At 60.2% G+C, this 23,167-nt stretch carries 22 protein-coding genes and 1 pseudogene; 11 read left to right on the top strand and 12 right to left on the bottom strand.

Annotated elements, in window-relative coordinates; all coding sequences use genetic code 11:
• Window positions 1-170 precede the first annotated feature (170 nt).
• The 3 genes from PspCFBP13508_RS08395 to PspCFBP13508_RS08385 are packed head-to-tail and all read left to right on the top strand — an operon-like array spanning window position 171 to window position 3,736.
• Window positions 171-830, top strand: a complete 660-nt coding sequence (locus PspCFBP13508_RS08395) for a paraquat-inducible protein A (protein WP_071173598.1) — start codon at window positions 171-173, stop codon at window positions 828-830.
• On the top strand, window positions 817-1,440 hold the full coding sequence (locus tag PspCFBP13508_RS08390; RefSeq protein ID WP_071173597.1) for a paraquat-inducible protein A: 624 nt from the start codon (window positions 817-819) through the stop codon (window positions 1,438-1,440). Before PspCFBP13508_RS08395 ends, PspCFBP13508_RS08390 begins: the two co-directional genes overlap by 14 nt.
• Window positions 1,433-3,736, top strand: a complete 2,304-nt coding sequence (locus PspCFBP13508_RS08385) for an MlaD family protein (protein WP_137214176.1) — start codon at window positions 1,433-1,435, stop codon at window positions 3,734-3,736. The genes PspCFBP13508_RS08390 and PspCFBP13508_RS08385 overlap by 8 nt, the downstream gene beginning before the upstream one ends.
• Window positions 3,737-3,913: 177 nt before the next feature.
• Here the strand turns inward: PspCFBP13508_RS08385 and mksF are convergent, their stop codons facing one another.
• From mksF to mksB, 3 genes are read right to left on the bottom strand one after another with little or no spacing between them, the layout of a single operon-like run.
• Window positions 3,914-6,754, bottom strand: a complete 2,841-nt coding sequence (gene mksF, locus PspCFBP13508_RS08375; RefSeq protein ID WP_039761238.1) for an Mks condensin complex protein MksF — start codon at window positions 6,752-6,754, stop codon at window positions 3,914-3,916.
• Window positions 6,751-7,452 carry an Mks condensin complex protein MksE gene (mksE, locus tag PspCFBP13508_RS08370; RefSeq protein WP_016773189.1) on the bottom strand — a complete coding sequence of 234 codons (702 nt, stop codon included), beginning with the start codon at window positions 7,450-7,452 and terminating at the stop codon, window positions 6,751-6,753. The genes mksF and mksE overlap by 4 nt, the downstream gene beginning before the upstream one ends.
• Entirely contained in the window at window positions 7,442-8,722 is a 1,281-nt protein-coding gene (gene mksB / locus PspCFBP13508_RS08365) for an Mks condensin complex protein MksB (RefSeq protein ID WP_160768349.1), read from the bottom strand. The genes mksE and mksB overlap by 11 nt, the downstream gene beginning before the upstream one ends.
• Before the next feature lie 242 nt (window positions 8,723-8,964).
• Between mksB and PspCFBP13508_RS08360 the strand changes: the two genes are divergently transcribed.
• The gene (locus PspCFBP13508_RS08360) at window positions 8,965-9,711 is read left to right on the top strand and encodes a hypothetical protein (protein WP_041480020.1); all 747 of its coding nucleotides are present in this window, start codon (window positions 8,965-8,967) and stop codon (window positions 9,709-9,711) included.
• Window positions 9,704-10,156 (top strand): ribosomal protein S18-alanine N-acetyltransferase, encoded by a 453-nt coding sequence (gene rimI / locus PspCFBP13508_RS08355; RefSeq protein ID WP_076564123.1) that lies wholly within the window; start codon window positions 9,704-9,706, stop codon window positions 10,154-10,156. The genes PspCFBP13508_RS08360 and rimI overlap by 8 nt, the downstream gene beginning before the upstream one ends.
• Window positions 10,157-10,265: 109 nt before the next feature.
• Here rimI and PspCFBP13508_RS08350 read toward each other — a convergent pair whose 3' ends face one another.
• A complete protein-coding gene (locus PspCFBP13508_RS08350; protein WP_137214174.1) occupies window positions 10,266-10,673 on the bottom strand; it encodes a serine kinase/phosphatase in 408 nt (135 codons plus the stop codon).
• A gap of 140 nt (window positions 10,674-10,813) precedes the next feature.
• Here PspCFBP13508_RS08350 and can point away from each other — a divergent pair, with 140 nt between their 5' ends.
• Entirely contained in the window at window positions 10,814-11,458 is a 645-nt protein-coding gene (can, locus tag PspCFBP13508_RS08345) for a carbonate dehydratase (protein WP_039761245.1), read from the top strand.
• An 8-nt stretch (window positions 11,459-11,466) separates the two neighbouring features.
• Here can and PspCFBP13508_RS08340 read toward each other — a convergent pair whose 3' ends face one another.
• Together PspCFBP13508_RS08340 and PspCFBP13508_RS08335 are read right to left on the bottom strand one after the other, a co-directional pair.
• Window positions 11,467-11,991, bottom strand: a complete 525-nt coding sequence (locus PspCFBP13508_RS08340; protein ID WP_137214173.1) for a lysine methyltransferase — start codon at window positions 11,989-11,991, stop codon at window positions 11,467-11,469.
• Window positions 11,992-12,166: 175 nt separating this feature from the next.
• Window positions 12,167-13,339: a hypothetical protein gene (locus tag PspCFBP13508_RS08335; protein WP_137214172.1), complete on the bottom strand. Its 1,173-nt coding sequence runs from the start codon at window positions 13,337-13,339 to the stop codon at window positions 12,167-12,169.
• A gap of 217 nt (window positions 13,340-13,556) precedes the next feature.
• On the opposite strand from PspCFBP13508_RS08335, the gene PspCFBP13508_RS08330 reads away from it, so the two are divergent.
• Window positions 13,557-13,847, top strand: a complete 291-nt coding sequence (locus tag PspCFBP13508_RS08330) for a nucleotidyltransferase domain-containing protein (RefSeq protein WP_042609686.1) — start codon at window positions 13,557-13,559, stop codon at window positions 13,845-13,847.
• Window positions 13,848-13,907: 60 nt separating this feature from the next.
• On the opposite strand, the gene PspCFBP13508_RS08325 is transcribed toward PspCFBP13508_RS08330, so the two are convergent.
• Window positions 13,908-15,326, bottom strand: a complete 1,419-nt coding sequence (locus PspCFBP13508_RS08325) for a TIGR00366 family protein (RefSeq protein ID WP_016773194.1) — start codon at window positions 15,324-15,326, stop codon at window positions 13,908-13,910.
• A gap of 343 nt (window positions 15,327-15,669) precedes the next feature.
• On the opposite strand from PspCFBP13508_RS08325, the gene PspCFBP13508_RS08320 reads away from it, so the two are divergent.
• The 4 genes from PspCFBP13508_RS08320 (at window position 15,670) to PspCFBP13508_RS08305 (ending at window position 19,880) form a co-directional block, all read left to right on the top strand.
• Window positions 15,670-16,983: an MFS transporter gene (locus tag PspCFBP13508_RS08320; protein ID WP_130910073.1), complete on the top strand. Its 1,314-nt coding sequence runs from the start codon at window positions 15,670-15,672 to the stop codon at window positions 16,981-16,983.
• A 114-nt stretch (window positions 16,984-17,097) separates the two neighbouring features.
• Window positions 17,098-18,414 carry a PAS domain-containing methyl-accepting chemotaxis protein gene (locus PspCFBP13508_RS08315; RefSeq protein ID WP_130929605.1) on the top strand — a complete coding sequence of 439 codons (1,317 nt, stop codon included), beginning with the start codon at window positions 17,098-17,100 and terminating at the stop codon, window positions 18,412-18,414.
• A gap of 160 nt (window positions 18,415-18,574) precedes the next feature.
• Window positions 18,575-19,174, top strand: coding sequence for a flavin reductase family protein (locus tag PspCFBP13508_RS08310; protein ID WP_130910071.1), 600 nt, complete (start codon window positions 18,575-18,577; stop codon window positions 19,172-19,174).
• Between the two features lie 73 nt (window positions 19,175-19,247).
• Window positions 19,248-19,880: a LysE family transporter gene (locus tag PspCFBP13508_RS08305; protein ID WP_137214171.1), complete on the top strand. Its 633-nt coding sequence runs from the start codon at window positions 19,248-19,250 to the stop codon at window positions 19,878-19,880.
• Window positions 19,881-19,885: 5 nt separating this feature from the next.
• Here PspCFBP13508_RS08305 and PspCFBP13508_RS27610 read toward each other — a convergent pair.
• The 5 genes and pseudogenes from PspCFBP13508_RS27610 to PspCFBP13508_RS08280 all read right to left on the bottom strand — a co-directional run.
• A pseudogene (locus PspCFBP13508_RS27610) lies at window positions 19,886-20,035 on the bottom strand (transcriptional regulator); the annotation flags it as partial.
• Window positions 20,036-20,191: 156 nt separating this feature from the next.
• Entirely contained in the window at window positions 20,192-22,024 is a 1,833-nt protein-coding gene (ggt, locus tag PspCFBP13508_RS08295) for a gamma-glutamyltransferase (RefSeq protein ID WP_137214170.1), read from the bottom strand.
• Window positions 22,025-22,242: 218 nt separating this feature from the next.
• Window positions 22,243-22,491, bottom strand: coding sequence for a bacteriocin immunity protein (locus PspCFBP13508_RS08290; RefSeq protein ID WP_137214169.1), 249 nt, complete (start codon window positions 22,489-22,491; stop codon window positions 22,243-22,245).
• Between the two features lie 50 nt (window positions 22,492-22,541).
• Complete coding sequence (locus tag PspCFBP13508_RS08285; RefSeq protein WP_076564114.1) at window positions 22,542-22,811, bottom strand: bacteriocin immunity protein; 270 nt, start codon at window positions 22,809-22,811, stop codon at window positions 22,542-22,544.
• A complete protein-coding gene (locus tag PspCFBP13508_RS08280; RefSeq protein WP_241669500.1) occupies window positions 22,808-23,074 on the bottom strand; it encodes a bacteriocin immunity protein in 267 nt (88 codons plus the stop codon). The genes PspCFBP13508_RS08285 and PspCFBP13508_RS08280 overlap by 4 nt, the downstream gene beginning before the upstream one ends.
• Between the last annotated feature and the right edge of the window lie 93 nt (window positions 23,075-23,167).

Here is a 23,167-nt window from a genome sequence, read left to right as displayed (position 1 = left end):
GTGAGAGTAGGTCATCGTCAAGATTAAATTCCGAAACCCCAATTGCGAAAGCAGTTGGGGTTTTGTTTTGCCTGCGGGAAAGTTTTAAGAACCGAAGCGAACAAAATTGCACAGTTATTTTCGAAGCAGAACACTAGAATAGCCCCATCTTTATCGGAGCCAGAGCCTGTATGTCAGAATCGGTTGACGCCCCCGGGCTGTCAGATTTACCGCTGGAAGACTTGATAGCCTGTCACGAGTGCGACCTGCTGATGCGCAAGCCGACACTTGCCCATGGTGAGAAGGCTCTCTGCCCGCGCTGCGGCTACGAGTTATATGCGCACCGCCATAACGTGGTGCAGCGCAGCCTCGCGCTGGTAATCGCCGCGTTATTACTTTACGTACCGGCAAACTTTTTACCCATCATGCAACTCAATATCCTCGGGCAATCTTCGCAGGATACGGTCTGGAGTGGCGTAGTCGGCCTGTTCAACACCGACATGCAAGGTGTGTCGATTGTCGTCTTCCTTTGCAGCATGGCCATACCGTTACTCAAGTTGTTGTGCCAGCTGTTTGTCCTACTGACGATCCGCTTCAATGTCGGCCGTAGTTATGGCTTGTTGCTCTATCGTATTTACCACCACCTCAGAGACTGGGGCATGCTCGAGGTCTACCTCATGGGCGTCCTCGTCGCGATCGTGAAGCTGGCGGATATGGCAGCAATCACCGTCGGCCTCGGGCTGGCATGTTTCATTGGCTTGTTGTTGGTACAAGTCTGGCTGGAGGTGGTGATGTCACCGCATCAGATCTGGCAGGCATTATCAGGAGAGGATGCCCATGCGGGCGATTGATGCGGGCATTCTGGTGTGCACCGAATGCCACGAACTGAACAAGCAGGAAGCTGACGTCGATGAGCAAAGCTGTACCCGCTGCGGCGCGCAGGTGCACGCTCGCCGCCCCAACAGCCTGACCCGCACCTGGGCGCTGTTGATCACGGCAGCCATTATCTATATTCCGGCCAACGTCTTGCCGATCATGACGGTCAGCTCCCTGGGCCAGGGTGAACCGAGCACCATCATGTCCGGGGTGATTGAACTGGTGCAGCACGGCATGATTCCGATCGCAAGCGTGGTGTTCATCGCCAGTATTCTGGTGCCCACGTTCAAACTGGTCGGCATCGCGCTGCTGCTGTTTTCCGTGCAGCGCCGGCAGCCATTGTCGGCCCGTCAGCGCATCTGGATGTACCGATTCATCGAGTTCATTGGCCGCTGGTCGATGCTCGATATTTTCGTGATCGCCATTCTCGTGGCGGTCGTCAACTTCGGCCGGATAGCCAGTGTCGAAGCCAATCTGGGCGCCGTCGCCTTCGCCTCTGTGGTGATTCTGACGATGCTCGCCGCAGTAACTTTCGATCCCCGACTGATTTGGGATAACACGGAGTCGGACGACGACCATGACTGATTTGCCTGTAGCGAAAACCCGACCGGCTTCGAACTGGTCGGCCATTTGGGTGCTGCCTCTGATCGCGCTGATCATCGGCGGCTGGCTCGGCTGGCGTGCCTGGTCGGAAACCGGCATCGAAATACAGGTGCGCTTCGAAAGCGGCGAAGGGATCCAGGCCAACAAGACCGAAGTGGTTTACAAAGGCATGCCGGTCGGCAAGGTCAAGACGCTCAAGCTCGACGATGAAGGCAACTCCAAAGGCGTGATCGCCACCATCGAAATGAACAAGGACGTCGAGCAGTACCTGAAGACCAGCACACGGTTCTGGCTGGTCAAACCGAGCGTGACCTTGGCCGGTATCACTGGTCTGGAAACGCTGGTCTCGGGTAACTATGTTGCGATCAGTCCCGGTGAAGGCGAGCCCGTGCGCAAGTTCAAGGCATTGGCCGAAGAGCCACCGCTGTCCGACGCCAAGCCCGGTCTGCACCTGACCATCAAGGCCGATCGCCTCGGCTCGTTGAATCGCGGCAGCCCGGTGTTCTACAAGCAGATCAAAGTCGGCCAGGTCAAAAGCTATGTGCTTTCCGAGGACCAGAGCACCGTTGAACTGAAGGTGTTCATCGAGCCGACCTACGCCAAACTGGTGCGCAAACACACACGTTTCTGGAACGCCAGCGGCATCAGCATCGACGCTAACCTGTCCGGTGTGAAAGTCCGTAGCGAGTCCTTGGCCAGCATCGTCGCTGGGGGCATCGCCTTCGCTACGCCGGAGAATCGCAAGGACAGCCCAGCGACCGATCCGAGCCTGCCGTTCCGTCTCTATGAAGACTTCGACGCCGCCGCTGCCGGGATTCGCGTGAAGGTCAAACTCAGTGATTTCGAGGGCCTGCAGGCGGGTCGCACTCCGGTCATGTACAAAGGCATTCAGGTCGGCAACCTGAAAGCGCTCAAAGTCGATCCGGACCTGAACAGTGCAACCGCCGAGCTGACCCTTGATCCGTTGGCCGAAGACTATCTGGTTGAGGGCACGCAGTTCTGGGTGGTCAAACCGTCGATTTCCCTGGCGGGTATTACCGGCCTGGAAGCGCTGGTGAAAGGTAACTACATCGCCGTGCGTCCGGGCGACAAAGGCGCTGCGCCGAAACGCGAGTTCGAAGCGCGACCGAAAGCACCGCCGCTGGATCTGCGTTCGCCGGGCCTGCATCTGGTGTTGTTTACCGATTCGCTGGGTTCGATCGATGTCGGCAGTCCGATTCTGTACAAGCAGGTCAAGGTCGGTTCGGTGCAGAGCTACCAGTTCTCCCGAACCAAGAAGCAGCTGGTTATCGGCGTGCACATCGAGAAGGAATACGAAAACCTGGTCAATGCCTCGACGCGCTTCTGGAACGTCAGCGGCATCACCCTCACCGGTGGCTTTACCGGCGGCATTCAGGTCAAGAGTGAATCCCTGCAAACCCTGATGGCCGGCGGTATCGCCTTCGAAACGCCGCAGGCCAATGCGCCGTTGAAGAAACGTATCCCGCGCTTCCGTCTGTTTGCCGATCACGATGAGGCGAACAAGAAAGGCTCAGTAGTGACCATCAAAGTCGATCGCGCTGACGGCTTGAGCAGCGGTACGCCGGTACGTTTCAAGGGGCTCGATGTCGGCAAGATTGAAAGCGTTGATTTGACCGATGACATGCAGTCGGTGATCCTCACCGCTCGCATCACTGAAGTGCCGGAGAAGATTGCGCGGGTCGGCAGTCAGTTCTGGGTGGTCAAGCCGGAGCTGGGCCTGATCAAGACGCAGAACCTGGAGACGCTGGTCACCGGTAAATACATCGAAGTCCAGCCGGCAGCGAAGAATCTCGGCCCGCAGAAGAACTTCGTTGCCTTGGCCGAGGCGCCGGAAGTCACCAAACAGGAAGCGGGTCTGAGTCTGGTGTTGAGCGCCGCACGTCGTGGTTCGCTGAAGCCCGGCGTGCCAGTGACCTATCGTGAAATCACCGTCGGAAAGGTGACCGGTTATGAATTGGGCCAGACCGCTGACCGTGTATTGGTCCACATCCTGATCGAGCCGAAGTACGCGCCACTGGTGCGCAGCGGCAGCCGCTTCTGGAACACCAGCGGCGTGGGCTTCGATTATGGGTTGTTCAAAGGCGTGACGGTTCGGACCGAATCGCTGGAGACGCTGATTCAGGGCGGGATTGCCTTCGCCACCCCGGATGGCGAGCGCATGGGCAACCCGGCGCGGGCCGAGCAGACGTTCCCGTTGTTCGACAAATTCGAGGATGAATGGCTGACCTGGGCGCCGAAGATTCAGCTTGGTAAATAGTGGCGTTTGTCGAATAGCCTTCGCGAGCAGGCTCGCTCCCACAGGGGAACGCGTTCCAATTGTGGGAGCGAGCCTGCTCGCGAAGGGGCCAGCCACATCAACACAAAATCCAGACCATAAAAAAGGGCCGCGATCCCATCAGATCGCGGCCCTTTTTTTGCCTTCAGCTAAAGCCGATCAAACCGCATCCAGCTCCGGCTCGTCCGCCTGCACATTCAGCGTGGCCTTGACCACATCATGGCGGCGGATGTACTTCCAGTCCGCCTCATCGATGTAGATCCCCGCCGGGCCGCTGCCGCCTTCCAGGTCGATCGCGACACTGGCGCAGACTTGCGGCTTCACACTCGCCAGAATCGGCACGAAGCCTAGTTGCAGACTGGTTTCCAGCAGCGCCGCCTGGTTCTTCTCGTCGATGTCCGCCGCCTCGTCGAGGTAGTACGGCAGACGCACGCGGCCGGCCAGATCGCGATCCATCAAATGCAGCAACAAGTACATGTTGGTCAGTGCTTTGATGGTCATGGTCGTACCGTTGGACGCTGCGCCATCGATATCGGTGTGGATCACCGGTTGGCCGTTGACCTTGGTGATCTCGAAGGCCAGTTCGAACAAATCCTTGAGGCCGAGCTGGTTGTGGTTCGCCGCCACCAGCCGCGCGAGGTATTCCTTAGCCTCTTCGTTCTTGTTGTCCTGCTCGGCGCTCTGGCTGAGGTCAAACACCGACAGTGTTTCGCCTTCCTCATACTGGCCGGCGCTGTGGATGATCTGGTCGATGTGCTTGAGCGCTTCCTTGTTCGGCGCGAGGACGATGCGGAAGCTCTGCAGGTTGGAAACCTGGCGCTTGTTGATCTCGCGGTTGAACAGCGCCAGTTGATGCTCGAGGCTGTCGTAATCGCTGCGAATGTTGCGCAGGGTGCGGGCGATGTCGGTGACCGCCGCGCGCCGCGCCTTGCCTAAGGTTAGCGCTTCATCGGTGCGGTGTGCGTAAGCGTTGATCAGCAGCGACAGACGCCGCTCCATGTCGTCTTCGCTGTCGAACTTGGCCACGCCTTTCAGACGCACCTGCGCATACAGCGCCTCGATCTGCCCATCGGCGCGCAGCAGACCCTGCCAGCTGTCCTGATAGTCGTTGAGCAGCGGCAGCAGGTTGTCCATCGAATCATCGACCGGATCCATGAACGGCGTGCCGAACGGCAGATCCGCTGGCAGCAACTGACGACGACGCAAGGCATCGTCGAGGGTGCGTTGCTTGGCTTCCATGTCGGCGATCTGCCGGCCGACCAGTTGCAGCTTGGCCGACAGTTGCTGGACGCGCTCAGTGAAGGCATCGCTGGAGCGCTTGAGTTCGTCCTGCGCGGCTTCCATCTGCGCCAGTTGTTCGAGTTTGTCGCCTTCTTCGGCGCTCAGGGTCTGGGTGCGACGGAAATCTTCCAGCGCCTTCTGCGCGTCCAGCACCTGCTGGTAAAGCGCTTCGGTCTGGGTCTTGCTCGCGGCGCGGTCGGCGGCCACGGCCTGCTGGGTTTTCAATTGCTTGAGCTCTTTTTCCAGACGCTCTTTCTGATCGCGCAACGCGGCGCGGTCGGCCAGCGCTTGCAGGGCCGGCGGCTCGATGTGCGAGATGTCGATCGACAGGCCCGGCACTTCGAAGCGCTCGCCTTTGAAGCCGTCAAGAATCAGCTCGACCGATTTGACCCACTCACCGTTCTCGTCGAGGGTGATGCCATGTTCGCCCAGCGGCAGGCTGAACAACGCGCTATTGAACAGACGCATCAGGCGCTCGACGTCCTGTTGCGAGAACTCTTCGCGCAGGCGGGCATAGCTGTTGTTGTCGGCGTGATCGAGTTGTTGCTTCACCGACTTCAGGCGTTTTTCCAGATCGCGCAGACGCTCTTCGAGGTCTTCGGCGCTGAACTGACGCGACTGCGCCAAGGCACCGGCCAATTCATCGTGGGCATCCTTGGCGGCGAGCAATTGTTGCTCGAGCACTTTGACGTCATCGACCAGGGCGAAGCGGTTCTTCAGCACCGACAGCTCGCCGAGCCAGCGCTGGATACCGGAAATTTCCCGCTCCAGACGCATCAGTTCCTGGGTGCCGCCGCGCTGATCGTTTTGCAGATCGTCCTGCTCGCGACGGTAGTGCTCGGCCTGGATGGTCAGCTCTTCCTTGCGCGCCGTGGCGTAGTCCGACCAGGTGCCGAGCAAGGAATCGAGCAGCGGCGACAGGCGATGCAGTTTGCCGCGCAGCACATCGCGCTGTTTCACGCCGTTGGCCAGCGCTTCAACCAATGGGCCGGCGGCGACCAGCGAGTTGTAGTCCTGCTCCATGCGCCGCACGTCGCGGAAGGCTTCTTCGCACGCGGCGATGTAATCGACGCTGCCCGAACGCAGGCTGTGTTCGAAGGCATCGAGGAACAGCTGCTTGAGCTTGGCCGCGGTGATTTCGCGCATGTGCAGCAGGTTGATGAACAGCGCGCGGAAGGTCTTCAGGCTCTGCTCGCTGGTGGAGCGCAGCGGGATCAGCGTCAGGTCGAGCGGGATCGACGTGTGGCCGCCAACCAGCAAACGGCGCAGTTCGTCGGGCTTGAGCTCGTAAGCCTTCAGGCCTTCTTTTTCGAGATTGCTGAACAGCTCTTTCTGACGCAGGCACGTGTCGTTTTTCTGGTAGTGGGCCAGATCGAGCTTGCCGGCGTAGGCGAAGAACTGGTGCCCGAAACCGCCGCCCGGGCCGCGACCGACCACGCCGATCACGTGGGGGCCGTGGGGCAGATTGACTTCAACGAGGATGTAACTGGTGTCGGAAGCGAAGTAGAAGCGCCGCGATTGTTCCAGGCTGTACTTGCCGAAGCTCATGTCGGACATGCGCGCCAGAATCGGGAACTGCAAGGCGTTGATCGACGCTGACTTGCCGAGGTTGTTCGCGCCGTAAACCGACAGCGGTTCTTCCAGCGGGAACAGACCGAGGCTGTAACCGGCGGTGTTCAAAAGGGCAAAGCGGCGGATGCCGTAGCGTTCCTGGCTCATGCATCGGACTCCTGTTCTTCGGCAATGGCGCGGGCCAGTGCGTCTTCTTCGCTTTCTTCTTCAAATTCGGAAAGATCGAGCGGATCGTCGGTTTCGAGGAATTTCGCTTCGGCTTCTTCGTCGATCAGCACCGGTGCCGGCAGCGGCAGAACGCTGTGGACGCTGGCTGCGAGGTCGCGGTCCTGCTGTACCGACAGACACACGTCGAGGAAACGGTGCATCGGCGGCAGGAAGCGGTAGACACCGTTTTCTTCGCCGGCAAAACCGAGCTGGGTCATGCGGCGCATGATTTTTTCTTCGAGTTCTTCGACGGTCTGCACTTCGGCCTGGATGAACAGGTCGCGGTATTTATCCAGCAGCGACGGCAATTCTTCGCGGCCGAGGCTGCCGCCGTCGAGCACGGCAATCGGGTCGCGGCCCTGGTCGGCCAGGTGCTCGACGAGGATGAAGGTGAACAGCGCCAGCCGCTGGGCGGTCTTGTTCACCGCTGCGGCGGCCATATCCGGCACGAAGTAGTAGAAACCACGGGTGTCGCAGACCAGTTCAAAGCCCAACGCCTTGAACAGCGTGCGGTACTGGTCCTGGAAATTCGACAATTGCGCGTACAGCTCGGGATCACGGCGGCTGACGTGGTAACCCTTGAACAACTCGCGGAAGATCGGCGCCAGTTGCGACAGTTCGGAAAGATCAAGATGCATTTGGGATGCTCGCAGAATCCTCGGCGGCGGTGTCGCTGGCCGAGAGCAGGGCGAAGGAGCGCAGGCTGACCTGATGCTCGTGAGTGTGGTATTCGCGGCGTTCCAGACGCTCGCGCTTGAAGCGTTTTTCCCGCGACAGGCGCGAGAACCAGTAAAGCAATTCGTCGGTGGCGCCGTCCGGTTCCTGCTCCAGCAGCCAGGTCATCAGGTCCGGCATCGGCAGCGATTCTTCGCAACGATCGACCATCTCGCGCACGGTGCGCGGCGCTCGTGGAGCGTCGCCCGCCTTCTGGGTTTTGTGCGCCTTGGGGAAGCGCGCCGGTTTCGGCTCGAAACGCGCCAGCGCGTAGACGTAGGCTTCGACCTGACTGGCGCTGCCGAGGAAGGTGCTTTGCGGACGAGTGAACAGCGGCATCGCCGCTTGCGGCACGGCGTCGATGCCTTTACGCCGGATCGCCGCCAGCGCCAATGCGGCGCCACGGGTCACGGCGTTGTGCCGACGCGCTTCTTCACGCAACGGCAGCAGCAGTTCGCGGGCATGACGCAAGGTCAGCTGGGCGCTGGTCTGCATTTCGAGGATGCGCGCGTGGGTGCGCAGGAGCATGTCGTCATCGACCAGATGGCCGAGGCGCTGCTGTTCGCTGAGCATCTTCAGCAGCACCGTTTCGACCTTGCGCACGCCTTGTTCGAAGGCGCCGTCGGCGTTGACCAGATCAATCATCGGCTCGACGTATTCGTCCCACGTCGCCAGGACTTCGGCGTAACGCTGACGCAGCGGAATCTGCCGGTCGCTGGTCTTCGCCCGTTCGGCGACGGCCACCAGCGCCTGTTCGTCGTTGTCGAGTTTCTTCAGTACGTCACGCACGCGCATGTCGAGCAAGCGCAGCTGGCGCGCCAGATCGTTGCCGTCACGAACGTCGAAAGCGTCCTGGATATAACCGGCCAGACGCTCCAAGTGACGCAAATAGGCTTCGATTTCCAGGCACAGACCGAGGCGGTGTTCGCGGCGCAGGTAGGCGAGGAAGTCGTGGATCTGCGCGTTGAGCTCGAAACGGTTCGGGCTTTTCGCCACCGGAACCAGGATGTCGAGGCGAATCCACACGTCGAGCAGGCTGGTGATGTCCTGCGGCGTGCTGTCGAGTTGTTGGGCGGCCAGTTGCGTGCGCAGTTCGTTGAGGCTCAGGGTGCCTTGGTCGAAGTGCTCGCACAGTGGCTCCAGAAGTGCCCAGTGTTCAGCGAGGGCGCGCAAGACGCGCTTGGGTTCGATCATCGGAATGGCCGGCTGGTTGGCGATTAAAAGCGGCGATTGTACTGCATCACAGGCGCGGCGATTCACTCTCGGGACGGGCTGTCGCATTCTTTGCCCAAAGGGCAGCGGCGCAGCGCAGCGCGGGGTATCGATCAACAGCGAGCGATCTTGTGCGAAGGGCGGTAGAATCAGCGCACTTTCCGTTATCCACAAGTGGCCGACCTTTGCTTATCGAGTCCCGCCGCCGCGCCTATTTGAACGCCATGCAGGTGGTCAACTGGCTGCCGCGCACCGAACTGCCTTTCGCCGCACCGTCGCGGCCCGAGCTGCTGGAGATGCCCGAGCCTGAGCTTGAGGTACCGGTTGTTCCGGCGCCTCAGGCCGAAGCACCGGCGCAGCCTGCCGCGCGTCAGGCCGAGCGACCGAAAATCGAGGTGCCGCGTCCGTCGCTGGCCAGTACCCGCAACGGCGCCAAACCGGTGGAGGAAGTCGACGACACGCCGGTGGTGGTCAAGCCTGCGCCAGTGCCGCCGCCGCGTTTCGCCCTGCAACTGCTGCGCGCCGGGCGTTGCCTGCTGCTGGTCGAGTTACCCACAGGCGAAGCGTTTCAGAGTCGCGATCCGGCCTACCTGCTGCTCAAGGACATGCTGCGCGCCGCCGGTCTGCCGGATGCGCCGCAAATCGTCGGCGAACCTGTGCGCTGGCCGTGGCTCAATCGCGGCACGCTGGATCAAGGCCCGGAAGCGGCGCGCGACTTCGTGCAAGGCTTCCTCTCGGTGCAGATGGAAGCGGCGCCCTGCGCCTGTCTGTGGCTGATCGGCCTGCCGGCGGTGAAATTTGCCGGGGAAGCGGACGCCGAAGCGTTCAATAGTGAATTGCAGATCGAAGGTCTGGGCCTGGCTTGGGCGATTCCCGGTCTGGAACTGTTAATGGAAGAGCCACAGCGCAAGGCCGCTGTGTGGCAAGCCATGCGTCGGCTGATGGCGCGCTGGAAACAATCCGATGAGTGAGGCTGTAACCTTTCGCCCGATGACCGAGGCGGACCTGGACGCTGTGTTGAAGATCGAATACGCCGCGTACAGCCATCCGTGGACGCGGGGGATTTTTCTCGATGGCCTGGGCAAATACCAGATCTGGCTGATGTTCGAAGGGCAGCAGCAGGTGGGCCACGGTGTGGTGCAGATCATTCTTGATGAGGCGCACCTGCTCAATATCACCGTCAAGCCGGAAAATCAGGGGCGCGGGTTGGGCCTGACGTTGCTTGAGCATTTGATGTCGCGGGCGTATGCGGCCGAGGCTCGCGAATGTTTTCTCGAAGTGCGCGACAGTAATACTGCTGCGTTCAGGTTGTATGAGCGTTATGGCTTCAACGAGATCGGCCGGCGTCGCGATTATTATCCGGCGGTGGGCGGGCGTGAGGATGCGGTGGTGATGGCCTGTACCCTGGTTGACTGATCGACCTTGAAAGCTTCGCGAGCAGGCTCGCTCCCACATTTGATTCTGTAACCATCCCTGAACCCTGTGGGAGCGAGCCTGCTCGCGAACGCGTCAGATCAGGCGCCTCTTATCTCCGCTTGCCATCCAGCGGATCCAGATCCGCCAGTTCCGCCTCATCCAGCCCGTCGCCGCCGCCGATGTCATTTTTATCGACCACGCTCAAATCCCAATCCGTCTGATCGCCGTCGCCGACTTCCTCGGCATCGCGCGCACCATCCTCGCGAATCAAAGTCTCAGGGCTCAGGTCATCATCAGTCGGCTGGTGATCGTCCACCGAGGCCCCGGTCATACCCGCCTCACGCACTCGCTCAGCAGGCATCAATTGTTCACGTTCACGCTCGGGCAGCTCATCGCCGATCTTCGCGCTGGGCTCTTCGTCGTCAAAGTCCAGCTCGTGCACCGAGCCCATGCGGTCTTCGTTATCATCGATGGGTTCCGGTTGCACCGCATCATAAGGGCGTCGTGAATCAGTCATGGCAATTCCTCATAGTGTGGGCCTTACTGAGTGGACTCACCGGGCGCGCGAGAATTCCAACGAAAACACTTTGCGCTGGCGGCGTGACTTCGACGGGTGGTCGTCTATCAAACCTGCGCATCTTTCTTGAGGCCTTATCCATGCACGATCTACAAGACCTGATTGATAACAACGAGCGTTGGGCTGACGCGATCACCAAGGAAGACCCGGATTTCTTCGCCAAACTGGCGCGCCAGCAGACTCCGGAATATCTATGGATCGGTTGCTCCGACGCACGCGTACCGGCCAATGAAATCGTCGGCATGCTGCCGGGCGATCTGTTCGTGCACCGCAACGTGGCCAACGTCGTGCTGCACACCGACCTCAACTGCCTGTCCGTGATCCAGTACGCGGTGGATGTGCTCAAGGTCAAACACATCCTCGTCACCGGCCACTACGGCTGCGGCGGTGTGCGTGCGTCGATGCAGGATCGCCAGTTTGGCCTGATTGACGGCTGGCTGCGCTCGATCCGCGATCTGTATTACGAGAAACGCGAAGAGCTGGCCAAGCTGGCGACCGAAGAAGAGCAGGTCGATCGCATGTGCGAACTCAACGTGATCCAGCAAGTGGCCAACGTCGCGCACACCAGCATCATCCAGAACGCCTGGCATCGCGGCCAGCCCCTGTCGATCCACGGCTGCATCTACGGGATCAAGGATGGCCGCTGGAAAAGTCTCAATACCACCATCAGTGGTTTCGAACAGTTGCCGCCGCAATATCGTTTGCGCCCTGTCGGCGCGCCATAACCGTCACTTCAACCTCGCCCCGCGTGACGCCAGCGCTGTAAAAAGCGCTGGCCTTCAGGCGTGGGTGGTTCGTCGTAACCGGTGATCCAGCCACGGCAACGCGACGAACCGCAATCGCAGGCGAACTGGCGTAGCAGTTTGTCTTCGGTCGATGCGTAATCGATGCTCAGATGTTCGCCGCTATGGATATCTTTCAACGCCCACAGCCACAACTCGCTCATGTCGAGAAATACATTCGGGTCGCAGGCGTGTTCCAGCACCCCGCAAAAGCGCGGATCGTAAACGTGGATGCCGGTTTGCAACTGGCGGGTCTGTCGACAGCGATAGGGCAGCAATTGCCCGGAAACCCGGCACATTCGGCTGATGCGCAGAAATTCGCGACGCGCGACCACCGCCGTGGCAACGCCTCGTTCGTTGTGGATGATCTGGAAGTCGGCGCAGGATGGAAAGCCCAGCCGCACGGGAAGTCCGGCGAAGGGATAGATGCCTTCGGTGTCGCGCGGCGAGTGCCGGCCCATGGCTTGATTGTTCATAACAGTCCTTGTCGGTGGGTATTGCCTCCGGGTTGTGCCCATGCCTCGCCTGGCGATGCATGATTGGATCCAAGCGTCGCGCAATTGAAACTACTGGTCTACTGTCAAACCTGACAGGCGCGATCGCCGTTATCCCGCGTCAGCATTGGCTGACACGGGGTTACTGCGGCAACGATTACAAAGCAGGTGCGGGCACGGCGGCCGCAGGCAGTGGCGCTTTCAGCTGTTGCAGTTGCGTCTTGACCGGTGGCGTTGCGCACTTGGCAGCGGCTTGTTCGGCGCTGAGATCGCGAATCGAGGTATAGAACAACTCGCAGGTTTTGACCTTTTGCATCACTTGCCATGTTTGCGTGCAACTGTTCAGCGTGGCCTGCGCATCGCTGCCCGGTTTGCTGCCCATCCCGGCCTGCCAGCAGGCCGCGCTCAGATCCTGACCCATGACTTTCAGGCCCGCCGCGTCAGCCTTGGCCTGGGCATCGTCGCCGGTATAGCTCTTCGGATCGGCGGCGTACCAGATATAGCTCGGATGGTTGGAACCGAGCACCGGCACGTTCACCCCTTCGCTCGGACTGATGCTTGCCAGACCCAATACGCCCACCGTCGGCCCATACTGTTCCTTGATCCAGTTGCGCACCGGCGCCCCGAACGCAACCATCGGCAGCGTCGTGCCGCTGGCGGTCTTACTGAACTGCTTGACCAGCGTGGTCTGGTAATCCTTGAAGTAGTCATAGACGTCCTCCAGATCCCCGCCGGCGTTGGACGGCGCGGCGATCGGCGCGATGTCGATGATGGTCTGATAAGCCGGCGTCTGCCCGGCAGGGATGCCGTTATCGGTCAGCAAAGTCGCCCAGCGGTCGGTGGTGTTCGAGCGCAGATAATCCTGCGCCTGGGTCAGCGAGTAGTCAGGCGGGAAGTGCAGCAACTCGACGCTCTTGCGATTCTCCAGCGCCATGCCCAGTGGCAGGAACAGATACCAACTGTAGGCCCACTTGCCATCGGCATTGAGCTTGCTGGCGCCGGCATAAGCCAGATCCCCGGCGTCGAGCAGCGCGGACAATGACCTGTCATAGCCGTCCGGCACTCCGGTGATCTCGGCGTAGAGCTGATCGTTGTCGGTCTTCACCAGCACCTTGGCATCGGTGTAACCGTCGCGTTGGACGCTCTGGCTCAAGTAATGAGCGACGGTCTGCTCCAGCGTCCAGTTGCGGAAGCAGATCACGCTGCAATTGTTGGGGTAGGCGAAGAGCCGGGTGACGCGCTCGGTGCTGCCCAGTTTCACGTCGACATCGGCGTGAGCGGCGGCGCTTAGCGTCAGTGCAACGAGGGTAAGTCCTGCGAGTTTGAACATGCTCAGATCCTTTTCAGCGTGGGTTTCCCTCGATTTGGGGGCGCTTCATATTGGATCAGTGGTGTTTGACAGAAAAGCGGTTGAGTGTGGATTCTTGCCTGAATGCGGTATGACCCAAGCAGCGCACATATTGTTACGGCTGTGCCAACAAGCACGCTGCCTGGTGCGCGTCCGCACTGCTAGACTGCAGCGACATCGAATTTTCCAAGGGTGAGTCATGAAGCCTTCTACTGCTCTCGACATGCAAAGGTCCGCCGTCCGCGAAGTGATCGGGCGCTTTCGTGTGGCCAACCCGCGTGTATTTGGTTCAGCATTGCTGGGGACGGATCTGGACGGTAGCGATCTCGATCTGCTGGTTGACCCGCTGCCCGGCACGACGCTTTTTGATCTGGGCGGGCTTCAGGTTGAGCTTGAAGACCTGCTGGGTGTTGCGGTCGAGGTGCTGACCCCCGGCGACCTGCCAGTGAAATTTCGTCAGCAGGTGCTTGATCAGGCGCGACCCGTCTAAAGCAGCGATCAAACCAAGTTTTAAGAGCACCTGCCCTTGAGCAGGTGCGTTTTTATCGACTTACGGCATCACCGGCGGCGTATACGCCAATGTCGTCCCCAGCGCCCACAACAGCAGCAGCACCAGTGGCGTGTGCACCAGCAGTTGCACGAACGAGAAGCCGATCAGATCCCGCGCCTTCAACCCGAGCACGCCCAGCAGCGGCAGCATGTAGAACGGGTTGATCAGGTTCGGCAGTGCTTCGGCGGCGTTGTAGATCTGCACCGCCCAGCCAAGGTGGTATTGCAAGTCATTGGCGACTTGCATCACGTAGGGCGCTTCGATGATCCATTTGCCGCCGCCGGACGGGATGAAGAAACCGAGGATCGCCGAATACACGCCCATCAGCAGCGCGTAGGTATCGTGGGAGGCGATGCTGACGAAGAAGGTCGAGATGTGATGCGCGAGGGTTTGCGCATCGGCGCCTTTGACCGTGGTCATCAGCGCGGCGATCGAGCCGTACAGCGGGAACTGGATCAACACGCCAGTGGTGGTCGGCACCGCACGGGCCACCGCATCAAGGAAGCTGCGCGGGCGCCAGTGCAGCAGCGCGCCAAGCATGATGAACAGGAAGTTGTAGGTGTTCAGGCCGGAAATCGCGGTAATCGCCGGTTTGGTCGAAAACTCGTGAAACAGCCATCCCGCCGCCAGCAGCACCAACACGATGATCAGCAAAGGGCTGTGTTCCAGCCATTCGCCGGGGCGCGTGCGCGGTTGCAGCGGCGGCAGGTTGAACGCCGGGTCGATGCCGCAGGCCTTGGCGTCGCGTGCCGAATTCGGCCCGGGCGCGGTGGCGTAGGCGATGATGATCGAAATCACGATCAGCGCCAGCAGCATGACCCCGGACTGCCAGAGAAAAATGGTTTCGGTGAACGGGATTACGCCAGTGATCGACAGGATCGACGGCGGCAGGCTGCCCGGGTTGGCCTGCAACTGTGCGGCTGACGATGACAAGCCCAGCGCCCACACCGCGCCAAGTCCCAAATATGCCGCAGCACCGGCCGCGCGGTAATCCATTTTCAGGTCAGTGCGCCGGGCGAGGGCGCGTACCAGCAGTCCGCCGAATACCAGCGACAGACCCCAATTGAGCAGCGAGGCGACCATTGAGATCAACGCTACCCAAGCCACGGCGGAGCGGCCGTTTTTCGGGATGCGTGCCAGTTTGTCGATCAGCTTGACTGCGGGCGGAGAGCTAGCGACGACGTAGCCGCCGATCACCACGAAGGCCATCTGCATGGTGAACGGGATCAGGCTCCAGAAGCCGTCGCCGAAGGCCATCGCTGCAGCGGTGGGTTTGGCGCCCATGGCCAAAGTGGCCAGCGCAACGATGATCACGGCCAACGCGGCGAATACCCAGGAGTCGGGAAACCAGCGTTCGGCAAAACTGGAACAGCGCAGGGCAAAGCGCGCGGAGCGGCTATCTTCGATATCAACGGCCACGGGAAGTACCTCGGATTTTTTATGGTTATTTTGATCCGTGGGAGCAGTCGCCCGGCTCGACAGCCACAGAGATCCCCTGTGGGAGCGAGCCTGCTCGCGAAGACGTCGGCACATTCAGCATCAGGTTGTCTGAACTGACGCTTTCGCGAGCAGGCTCGCTCCCACATGGGCGGCTGGTCGGTGTTGGCGTGGTCCCTTGGACAGGCGCTAACAGTAAATCAAGCGCCGCCCTTTTGTTGAGCAGGTTTTCGCAAACCGAGACTATGGTCTGACGGGTTGTCGATCCGCGCTTTTGCGTAGACCATGAGCGCCTTGGTTTTTGCCGATGCCTGAGTTCCTTGTCATGACTGCCAATTCTCCAGCCCGACCGGCGCCGTTCAGCCGTGCCGATTACAAGACCCTCGGCCTTGCGGCGCTCGGCGGGGCGCTGGAAATCTACGATTTCATCATTTTCGTATTCTTCGCACTGACCCTGAGTCAGTTGTTCTTCCCCCCGGAAATGCCCGAGTGGCTGCGTTTGCTGCAGAGTTTCGGCATCTTCGTCACCGGTTATCTGGCGCGGCCGCTGGGCGGGATTCTGATGGCGCATTTCGCCGACCGTCTGGGCCGCAAAAAGGTGTTCAGCCTGAGCATCCTGATGATGGCGCTGCCGTGCCTGCTGATCGGGATCATGCCGACCTACGCACAGATCGGCTATTTCGCCCCGTTATTGTTGTTGGCGCTGCGCATTCTGCAAGGCGCGGCGGTGGGTGGTGAAGTGCCGAGTGCCTGGGTGTTCGTCGCCGAGCATGCACCGACCGGCCATCGCGGCTACGCCTTGGGCTTTCTGCAGGCCGGCCTGACCTTCGGTTACTTGATCGGCGCACTCACCGCGACCTTCCTCGCGCAGGTGTTCACGCCTGGCGAAATTCTCGATTACGCCTGGCGCTATCCGTTTCTGCTCGGTGGCGTGTTCGGCGTGGTGGGCGTTTACCTGCGCCGCTGGCTCAGCGAAACCCCGGTGTTCATGGCCATGGAAGCGCAACGCGAGGCGCGGGTCGAGCTGCCGCTGCGCACGGTGCTGCGTGAACATCGTCTGGCCATGCTGCCGGCCATGTTGCTCACCTGCGTACTCACCTCGGCGGTGGTGGTCTTCGTGGTCATTACCCCGACCATGATGCAGAAAACCTTCGGCATGACCGCCAGCCACACCTTCGGCCTCAGTGCCTTGGGCATCGTCTTTCTCAACATTGGCTGCGTGATCGCGGGGCTGCTGGTCGATCGCATCGGCGCCTGGCGCACGGTCATGCTCTACAGCCTGTTGCTGCCATTGGGCATTGGCGTGTTGTATGGCTGTCTGATCATGGGCGGGCATTGGATCGGCATGGCCTATGCGGTCGCCGGTCTCGCTTGTGGGGTAGTGGGTGCGGTGCCTTCGGTGATGGTCGGGTTGTTCCCGGCGCGGATTCGCGTGTCGGGCATTTCCTTCACCTACAACATTGCCTACGCGGCGTGGGCGAGTATCACGCCGCTGTTGCTGATTGGTCTGATGCCGTGGAGCCCGTGGGTCTGCGTAATCTTCTGTGCAGTGATGGGCGCGGTGGGAGTTCTGACAGCGGCGTATTTCGGTGCGCGCATGCCACGTACCGGACCGTGTCAGGCTGCCGGCGCTGCCTGAGCCGCAAGCGCCGGATTATTTTCGACTGACGGATCTGGCGCTGGCTTCAGAAAAGCTGCGCAAGGCCGATGGCTAGGTTGTATCCGCTAACTACCCTGCCATCGGTGCTTTCCCATGTTCAATAAACGCTTGAAACAAGAGCTGGCCGCTCTGCGCGAAGAACTCTCCAGCCTTGTACAAGTGAAGGAAAGCCTGGAAAGCGAAATGCTCGCGCTGACCCTTGAGCCCGACGGGCGGATTCGTTCGGTCAACCAGAATTTTCTCGATGAAATGCTCTACAAGAGCCAGGACCTGGTCGGCCGGGCAATTGAAGACATCGTGCCGGCCCACGTCAAAACCGACGAATTCCATCAGCGCTTCAAAAACTCGATGAGCCGTGGTGAGCACTTCGCCGGCGCCGTGCGCCTGTTGCGCGGCAATGGCGACGAGGCGTGGCTGCGTTCCATCGTGCAACCGGTGCGCTCGTCCGATGGCCGGATCAGACACATTTCCTTCTACGCCAGCGACCTGACCCGCACCATCGAAGCCTCCCGCGAGCATGAGAACCTGATCGGCGCGCTGGTGCGCTCTACCGCCGTGATCGAGTTCGATCTCAACGGCAATGTGCTCAGTGCCAATGATCGCTTCCTCAACGGCATGGGTTACAGCCTGGCGCAGATCAAAGGCAAACATCACCGCACGTTCTGCGCCCCGGAAGAGTACAACAGCGCCGAGTACCAGAATTTCTGGCGGCGCTTGAACAGCGGCGAATTCGTCGCTGGCCGCTTCAAGCGTATCGACAGCCATGGTCGTACGGTGTGGCTGGAAGCGTCCTACAACCCGGTGGTCGATGCCAACGACAAACTGTACAAAGTGGTGAAGTTCGCCACGGTGATCACCGATCAGGTCAACCGCGAGCAGGCGGTTGCCGACGCGGCCAGCATCGCTTACAGCACCTCGCAACAGACCGACAGCACCGCACAACGGGGCACCACGGTCGTCACCGAAGCGGTGAACGTGATGCGTGATTTGTCGCGGCACATGCAAGCCGCTGGCGAAGGTATCGAGGCGCTCAACGAGCAGTCGTTGGTGATCGGCACGATCGTCAAAACCATCAGCGGCATTGCCGAACAGACCAACCTGCTGGCGCTCAACGCCGCGATCGAAGCCGCCCGGGCCGGCGAGCAGGGCCGTGGTTTTGCCGTGGTCGCGGACGAGGTCCGGCAACTGGCCTCGCGCACCAGCCAGGCGACGGACGAAATCGTCGGCGTGGTACGACAGAACCAGGAAATGGCCCGCAACGCCGTGGCCCTGATGACCGACGGCAAGCTTCAGGCTGAACAGGGCCTGGCGCTGGCGGCGGAGGCGGGCACGGTGATCGTCGAGATTCAGGACGGTGCGCAGAAAGTGGTGGATGCGGTGGGGCAGTTTGCCAATCAGCTGTCTCACTGATCGACACTGATCAACTGTGGGAGCGAGCCTGCTCGCGAAGGCGATTCAACATTAATGTTGGCTGACACGCCGCTTTCGCGAGCAGGCTCGCTCCCACAGGTTCTGTGTTTCGCCAGTGACAACGCTACAATCGGCTCCTTTTCCTCCGGAGCAGATTCCCATGAGCGTCTCCCACCGCCGTCCGGTGCCCCTGAACAAAGCCTACCGCCTGCTCAACCACGGGCCGACCGTGCTGGTCAGCGCCGCTCACGACGGCCAGCGCAACATCATGGCCGCCGCCTGGGCCATGCCGCTGGATTTCGAACCACCAAAAGTCGCCGTCGTCCTCGACAAATCCACCTGGACCCGCCAGTTGCTCGAAGCCTCCGGCACTTTTGTGTTGAACGTGCCTTGCGTCAATCAGGCCGATATCGTGCAAACCGTCGGCAACACCTCCGGCCTGGAAATCACCCGCAACCAGGGCCGGGACAAGTTTCAGGCGTACGGCCTACACACCTTCGCTGGCGAACAGGTTGAAGCGCCGCTGCTCGACGGCTGTGTCGCCTGGCTCGAATGCCGCCTGCTGCCGGAGCCGCGCAATCACGAGCAATACGACCTGTTCCTTGCCGAAGTCATTGCTGCCCAGGCCGATGAGCGTGTGTTCAGCGATGGGCGCTGGCATTTCGAAGGGCAGGATGGATTGCGCACGCTGCATCACGTTGCGGGCGGGCATTTCCTGAAGATTGGGGATGGGGTGGATGGCAAGACGTTGGCGGTTTAAATGACGTTGATGGAAAACCGTCAGCGGATGTAGCAAGGTAGAGGCTTCATTTCACTGCTCAGGCGCAACGCTCATGGACGTTTCTGTTGCCGGTTATCTTGCCCCGTTGCTGTCGCTGGCGCTGTTGTGGACGGTGGCGGTGGTCACGCCCGGGCCAAATTTCTTCAACATTGCGCAACTCGCGGCCAGTCACTCGCGCCGACATGGCGTGGTGGCTGCGCTGGGCGTGGCCACCGGCACGGTGCTGTGGGGCCTTGCCGGCGGCTTGGGAATCAAGACGCTGTTCAGCGCCGCGCCGACCCTCTATCTGGGCTTCAAGATTGTCGGCGGTTGCTACCTGATTTATCTGGGGCTGAAACAATTCAAGCGCAAGGCTACGGTTGCCCCCCGTACACCGGCTGCGCCCCGGCAGACTTATTCCGGCGTCTACGCTCGCGGTTTCCTCGGCAACATGACCAACCCGAAATCGGCACTCTTTGTCGCCACCATCTTCGCCACCGCCATGCCGCCCCACGTACCGCCGCTCCTGCTGGCGCTGGCCGTGCTGACCATGGCCACGCTGTCGTTCAGCTGGTATTGCAGCGTCGCTCTGTTCTTCGCCAGCCGCCGGGTTGCTAGTGTCTACGAGCGGTCACGCCAGTGGCTGGATCGATTGGCAGGTGGGTGCTATTTGTTGTTTGGGGTGCATTTGGTGGCGAATCGCTGACATTGCCGGGCTTCATAGGCTTCGATGAGGTTAATCATTTCGTTGAAATAATCACCCTCAGAGGTGCCAGGTTCCGGCTCACTGTCGAACAGCGCAGAAACCTTTTTGAGTGCCAGTCTGTAATCTTCTTCGGTATGGATCGGGCTCGGATTAATGGTTGCTCCATTTTCTTACGATCTTTGCTGATTGAATTTAAGCCAAGCAACTATTTTTCGGGGTAGGAAAAGGCGACTAGGGACATATGAACAGAGCCAATCGCCGAAAAAAAAGGCCTACCTCCCGGTAAGCCTTTTCTGCCCACTTCGTAATACTCAATCCCCCAACGCCTCTCCCTCACGCCGAGGATCGGCACCCCCCGTCAATGTCGCTTTGCCCTGCGCATCCTTCACCCGCACGATTGCTTGGGTGCCGCTGGTCATATCGATTTCATTCACCGCATGCCCTTTGTCTTTCAACGCCTGAATCAGCGCCGGGCTGAACTGCCCCTGTTCCAGTTCGGTCGGGCCATTGCGGCTGCCGAAGTTGGGCAGGTTGATCGCACTTTGTGCATCGAGGTTCCAGTCGAGCAGGCCGATGGTGGTTTTCGCCACGTATTCGATGATCTGCGAGCCGCCGGGGGAGCCGACCGTGGCGACAAATTCACCGGTGTTGCGATCAAAGATCAGCGTCGGCGCCATCGACGAGCGTGGGCGTTTGCCCGGTTCGACGCGGTTCGCGACTTTCTGCCCGTTCTCTTCGGGGATGAACGAGAAGTCGGTCATCTGGTTGTTCAGCAGAAAACCCTGAACCATCAGGTGCGAGCCGAACGCGGCTTCGATGGTGGTGGTCATCGACACGGCGCCGCCGAGATCATCCACCGCGACCACTTGCGAGGTCGAGATGCGCAACGGCGAGCGGTCCGGTGCGTAGGCAACCTGCACGCCCGGTGGTGTGCCCGGTTTGGCGCTGCCCATGCTGCGCTCGCCGATCAGGCTGGCGCGGCTGGCCAGATAGGCAGGATCGAGCAACCCTTTGACCGGCACCGGGACGAAGTCGGTGTCGGCCACGTATTGCGCACGGTCGGCATAGGCCAGACGTTCAGCCTCGGCGATCAGATGCACCGCTTGCGGCGCCGGTTCTATGCCGGCCGGCCTATTGCTGTTCACTGGTTTGAGCGGGGTCAGCGACAGGCGTGGATCGCGAGTCTCCAGCGCCTGCAACGTGCCGAGAATCTGCGCCACGGCGATCCCGCCTGACGACGGTGGCGGCATGCCGCAGACCTGCCAACGCTTGTAGTCGGTACACAGCGGCGCGCGCTCCTTGGCCTGATAACGCTGCAAATCGTTCAGCGACAGGCTGCCGGGGTTGGCGTGCTGTTGAACCTTGGCGACGATCTCTTCGGCGATCGGACCGTTGTACAGCGCATCGGCACCTTCGCTGGCGATGCGTTTGAACACGGCGGCCAACTTCGGGTTTTGCAGGCGCGTGCCGACGGCTTTGACGCTGCCATCGTCATTCAGGAAGTACGCAGCCATGTCTGGCGACTGGCGTATCAGTGGATCGGCAGTCAGCAGCGAATGCAGGCGCGGGGAAATCGCAAAGCCTTGCTCGGCCAGTTTGATCGCTGGCTCAAACAGCTTCGCCCATGGCAAGCGACCGTGTTGTCGATGCGACAGCTCCAGCGCGCGCAATACCCCGGGCGTACCGACCGAGCGCCCGCCGATCTGCGCTTGCGTGAAAGCCATCGGTTTACCGTCAGCCTTCAGGAACAGCTTCTCAGTGGCCCCGGCCGGCGCCGTTTCGCGGCCGTCATAGGTGCGCACCTGCTTGCCATCCCACAACACAATCATCGCCCCGCCACCGATCCCGGAAGACTGCGGCTCAACCAGCGTCAACACCGCCTGCATCGCAATCGCCGCATCAATCGCCGAACCACCCTGACGCAACATCTCCCGCCCGGCTTCGGCCGCGAGTGGATTGGCAGCAGCGGCCATGTGTTTATTGGCGTGTCGGGTTTGCAGATCAGTGCGGTAACCGGAAGCGGCTTCCGGTGCCAGCGGCAACGAAGAAGAGGGCGGGGCGTTGCATGCGGTGAGGGTCAGAGCGCTGACAAGCAGTGTCAGGGCTGGCAGGCGAAAGCGCTTCAAGGGCTGGGCTGGAAACACGCGGGCTCTCCGTCCGTGGGGGTAGAAGTCTTCGGGGACTTTATCGAGCGGGCCGGCGGGGTGCAAACTGCGTGAGGATTACAGCCCTCCCGCTCAGCGGCCGCGCCAATCGATTGGCCGAAAACGATGCCCTTGTGGGAGCGAGCCTGCTCGCGAAAGGGGTAACTCAGGCGATGCGATCTTCTTGAGAGTTATGCAGGGGTTAGTGAGTCAGAAACTTATTGCTTGAAGCCGGGTAGACCATGGGTAGAGCGCCACTTTTTCACGATTTCGGTAATGCTCTCGGCTGTTTGTTGTTTCATGTCCTCGGGCCAATAGATAAGGTCAGTGCCCGCTGGGTGCTCACACAGACGTACAAATTCAAACAACAGCGGATCGAGAATCTCGTCTGGGCTTGTGTTGGCTGCAAGAACAGATTGCACAAATTTCAAGAATTCTGCTTCGATGTAGTCGGATATGTTAGTCATGACATTCCCAAGTTGTAGTTCCACAGTTCAAATGAAACGGGCGGCTGGATTCATGTCTTGAATCCGGGTAGTCGATTCGCTTCGCGCCATGCCATGACTGTACGAGCTATTCCGGCAGATGTTGTATCTGCTCCGGGCTCGGGGTAGAAGATCAGGTCTGTTCCAGCGGGGTGGCCGGTCAAAGCCCTGAATTCCGCCAGCAATCTGCCAAGCTCCTTGTCAGACCCACTTCTGTTGACTGCTCTTATATTTTTCACGAAACAGATGAATTCTGATTCTGTGTAGTCAGCTATGCTTTGCTTGGTGCGTTTTCTTATCATTGCTTGAAGCCCGACAGCCCATGGTCACTACGCCATTTCTTCAATGACTCAATGATTCCCTGTGCCGAGTCATCGGCGCCATTTTCAGGGTAAAAAATCAAATCGGATCCTCTTGGATGTCCACAAATCAAATTGAAGTGAAGAACGAGCTTGCTTTCTTCTTTCTCGCTCCCCTCATTTCCGACAATGCGCTCAAGGAGGTTGATGAATTCTTGCTCGGTGTAATCTGACAATTCGTCTTTAATAAGGAATTCCGTTGCCATTGCCTATCTCATGCACGAATCTTGGATGTGTTGAGACGCAATAAATCGTGAGAGCCAAAGTTAACTCGATGGCTCGAACCCTCAACGACACGA

This window comes from Pseudomonas sp. CFBP13508, assembly GCF_005233515.1.
In the GTDB taxonomy this organism is placed as follows: domain Bacteria; phylum Pseudomonadota; class Gammaproteobacteria; order Pseudomonadales; family Pseudomonadaceae; genus Aquipseudomonas; species Aquipseudomonas mercuritolerans.
Note: the sequence above shows the minus strand (reverse complement) of the source record. Positions and strands in the feature narration are given on the sequence as shown.